This is a genomic window from Coprobacter sp. (assembly GCF_982436375.1).
Map to the genome: position 1 here is coordinate 1 of NZ_CEWDCG010000246.1, position 3,743 is coordinate 3,743.

The 3,743-nt window shown below is 41.7% G+C and carries 4 protein-coding genes; all 4 read left to right on the forward strand.

From position 1 onward, the window contains the following. Window positions 1-251: 251 nt before the first annotated feature. Complete coding sequence (locus AC1WHX_RS11100) at window positions 252-1,616, forward strand: hypothetical protein (protein WP_303117257.1); 1,365 nt, start codon at window positions 252-254, stop codon at window positions 1,614-1,616. 96 nt (window positions 1,617-1,712) lie between these two features. Further along, on the forward strand, window positions 1,713-2,708 hold the full coding sequence (locus tag AC1WHX_RS11105; RefSeq protein ID WP_303117260.1) for a toxin C-terminal domain-containing protein: 996 nt from the start codon (window positions 1,713-1,715) through the stop codon (window positions 2,706-2,708). A gap of 4 nt (window positions 2,709-2,712) precedes the next feature. Then, the gene (locus AC1WHX_RS11110) at window positions 2,713-3,282 is read left to right on the forward strand and encodes a hypothetical protein (RefSeq protein ID WP_481229361.1); all 570 of its coding nucleotides are present in this window, start codon (window positions 2,713-2,715) and stop codon (window positions 3,280-3,282) included. 58 nt (window positions 3,283-3,340) lie between these two features. Continuing rightward, on the forward strand, window positions 3,341-3,743 hold a 403-nt coding region (locus AC1WHX_RS11115), incomplete at its 3' end, for a hypothetical protein (protein WP_481229363.1).

Here is a 3,743-nt window from a genome sequence, read left to right on the forward strand (position 1 = left end):
CAATAAAATATTTTACTTAATTCTTGCATATAAATATAAAAATAATTATTTTTATGAACCTTAAAGCCTGTCTGAATTTTGCCCAGGTCAGGTTTGAGAGTTTCTTTCGAGGATATTTTTCTGTTTTTACAAGGAGGATAGCGGGCTATCTGACGAGGGAAAACAGGAAAAGAGACCGGAAGAAAACGCAAAAATGACCTGATAATATTTTTTTGTCGGAAAATTAAGACAGGTTCTTAAATTTTTATTCCATGAAAATCAAAATACAGATACTGATTTTAATTATCTTACCGGCATTGCCTGCATTCTCCCAGTTTTCAGGCTTTCCCGACATTACACCAAGACCGCCCGAACCGGCGACATTGAAACCGGATATTCGAATAGGAAACGAGCCCTCATCATCAAGAGGTTATTCATATCCCGGCATCCGTCACCCGCACCACACAGACACATACGATTACGATTCTGAGATATTACATCGCAGGAATCTTATCAACCGAAAGATTATCGAAGAGGCAACTGCTCATATAAAAGAACGAGAAAATGCCATGAAACTGGCAAGGCAATTGCTCGATCACGGATTTCCGTCATGGGCAAGAGAGAAAGGAACTGCATGTTTTTATTCGGCATTCGACGAACTATGCGGAATGCTTCACGATTCGCTCCCCATGAATTTGGGAAGAGCCATATTTATCACTGAAAACGCATTTTTAGAAAATACGATGAACTACAATGCGTTCGAAGCATCTCTACAAAAACGAATAGATTTGTGCAATTGGAAACTCAATGAACTGAAAAAGAAAACATCCGATGATTTCACCAAAAACGCCGTACTCTACAGCCTAATGACCGATACTTTTACCGTTTGCCTGCCCGGTACGGAAAAACAGATCATCCACTACCCCGTACAGTATAATCTGGATGATTACAGAAGTGAAAAAAATTTTACGAGCCACTTCATAACCACATTACTGGCAACTAACCGGGGACAATGTCATTCTATGCCTTTACTATATATGATTCTTGCCGAAAGATTGGGCTCCGAGGCCTATTTATCTTTTGCTCCGCATCACAGTCTGGTAAAAATACGGGGGAATAACGGAGAATGGTACAATTTGGAAATTACATGCAGATATATACTGTCCGACTACCATTACATGAACCATAGTTTCATCAAGACCGAAGCGATCCGCAGCGGCCTGTACCTCTCTGCTTTGGACAAAAAAGAGACGCTGGCTTCGATAGTCGCACTGCTCGGACGCTATTACCTGTTAAAATACGGATATGACCCTTTTATTTTAAAATGTGCCGAAGAAGCAAAAAAATATATGAAAGTTCCCTTGGACGCGTTGATTCTGGAAGCAAATTATGAAACACGACTGACTATGGAAGTTGCCCGTCTGTTGAATATACCGACTCCCCAAGCAATGAGGGAGATGTGTCCCGAAGCATACAAACACTACGAACACATGCAGGAAATATATCGTAAAATAGACGATACAGGGTACGAAAATATACCGCCTGAAGTCTATGACCGTTGGCTGAAACATATAGAACAGGAAAAGGAGAAAGAAAAACGGCATCCTCGTTCCCCGTTCATACAGATTATAAAATAAACTGCAAATCGAGAGCGGAAACGACGGATTTTTTCGACCGATTATGCCGAGATGCAGCATTTATTCTAATGAAATTAAAGTTTTAAACTCAATAATATGAGAAAAGCGTTTTTATCTACCCTACTGTTCGCCTTTTGTTGCCTGACAACTTGGGCGCAAGACAACAAGAGCAACGAAAATCCGTTTGCCGAAATAGGAATCCGGGCTTCGGTCGCATCGTTCAGTAAAAATCCCGAGTTTCATGACCGCAACCGTACGGTAGAGATCGGATCGGTACTGTTCGATACGAAAACCGGAGAGGTTATCGGGCTCATCGATGAATCCGTTCCGGGGATTTCCCCCGATGTAACAAGTATGAGCATCGATCCGAACTGTGAGAGATATTACTCTATATCGCCTTATGCGTATGCGCTGAATAATCCGGTCAGATTCGTCGATCCGGACGGAAGAGACCCGAAAGACAAAGTCGTCGGATTCGGAATCGGCTTGTTGACAAACATTATTCCCGGGACAGGCGAATTAAGAGACCGTTATAGCCCGACAGATCCGGACGACTATAATAACGCTCTGCGCAATGTCGACAATGCGGCTATCGTTTTGGGAAGCGGCATGATCGATGCCGGAGGCGGTGGCATGGCAATGGGTGGAGCGATCGCCGTATCCGGACTGGCCGTTACGGCCGTAAGCGGCGGGACGGCTGCCATTGCCGGATTACCGACGGCCGTCGTCGGAGAGACCCTTGTGGGAGCAGGTACTGCAACAGCAAGTACCGGGGCTGTACTAATGGCGAACGGAAACAAGAACCGGAATGAAGGATATAACAGAGGAAAATCCAAAGCAAACGAAATCACTTTTATCCAAGGAAAAGGAGAAAAGGGGATAAAAATAACCGTCAAAATCCCGGAAGGGTACAGGCTGATCAATGAACGGCATAAATCTAAAATTTTCTACAACGGAAAAAATTATATATCTCCGGATATCGACGGACATAACGGAGGCATCTGGAAAATGGGAAAAACAATAAAAGATCTTAATAGCATAGACAAGCGAATGGGAACATTCGATGAAAATCTAAATAGAATAAAGAAATAATGTTATGAAACTGGAAAAAGAGTATGACGATTCATGGAGATGGACTGCGGATTTGATCGTCAAGTATGCACCGGAAAATTATGACGAACGAGGCATTTATAGAAAGGATGAATGGACCTCATCATCTGATATAGGAGAAATCTATGACGGAAAGCGGTTTACCCGGGAAGAGTATTTGGAGACGGAAGATAAATACGTACAGGCGGTAATCAGAGGAATGGAATTGGCCGGTTGTTCTTTCCTGACAGTAGAGTATTTGTCTATTCATAGAAATAAAAGAAATATGAAGCGCTTTACACCCAAAGATCCCAAAGATCCCTTACATGAACAAAATAAAGCTTTATATGATATGTTCCTGAGCATAAAGGATGGCATGCGCATACATATCTCCCAAATAGAGAAAGCCGTACGTTTAATTTTAAGGGAGTTTATGGACTGTGATCTGACCAACAAGAAAAAAGATTTTTATGTCCGATTCGGGTTCGACTATTATATGACGTTCAACAGTAATATAGATAAATGCATTCTTAAAAAAGAGATCGAGAAAATCGGTCTGTATTTCAATCCGAGATGACAAGAACTCGGACAAGAGATTCTCTAAGGCTTGCAATAAAATATTTTTTAGCAATGTTATGAAACTGGAAAAAGAGTATGACGATTCATGGAGATGGACTGCGGATTTGATCGTCAAGTATGCACCGGAAAATTATGACGAACGAGGCATTTATAGAAAGGATGAATGGACCTCATCATCTGATATAGGAGAAATCTATGACGGAAAGCGGTTTACCCGGGAAGAGTATTTGGAGACGGAAGATAAATACGTACAGGCGGTAATCAGAGGAATGGAATTGGCCGGTTGTTCTTTCCTGACGGTAGAGTATTTATCTATTTACAGAGATAAGAGAGAGATGAAACGCTTTACACCCAAAAATACCCTATATGAACAGAATAAAGACCTATACGATATGTTCCTGAGCATAAAGGAAGACATGCGCATACATATCTCCCAAATAGAGAAAGCCGTACGTTTAA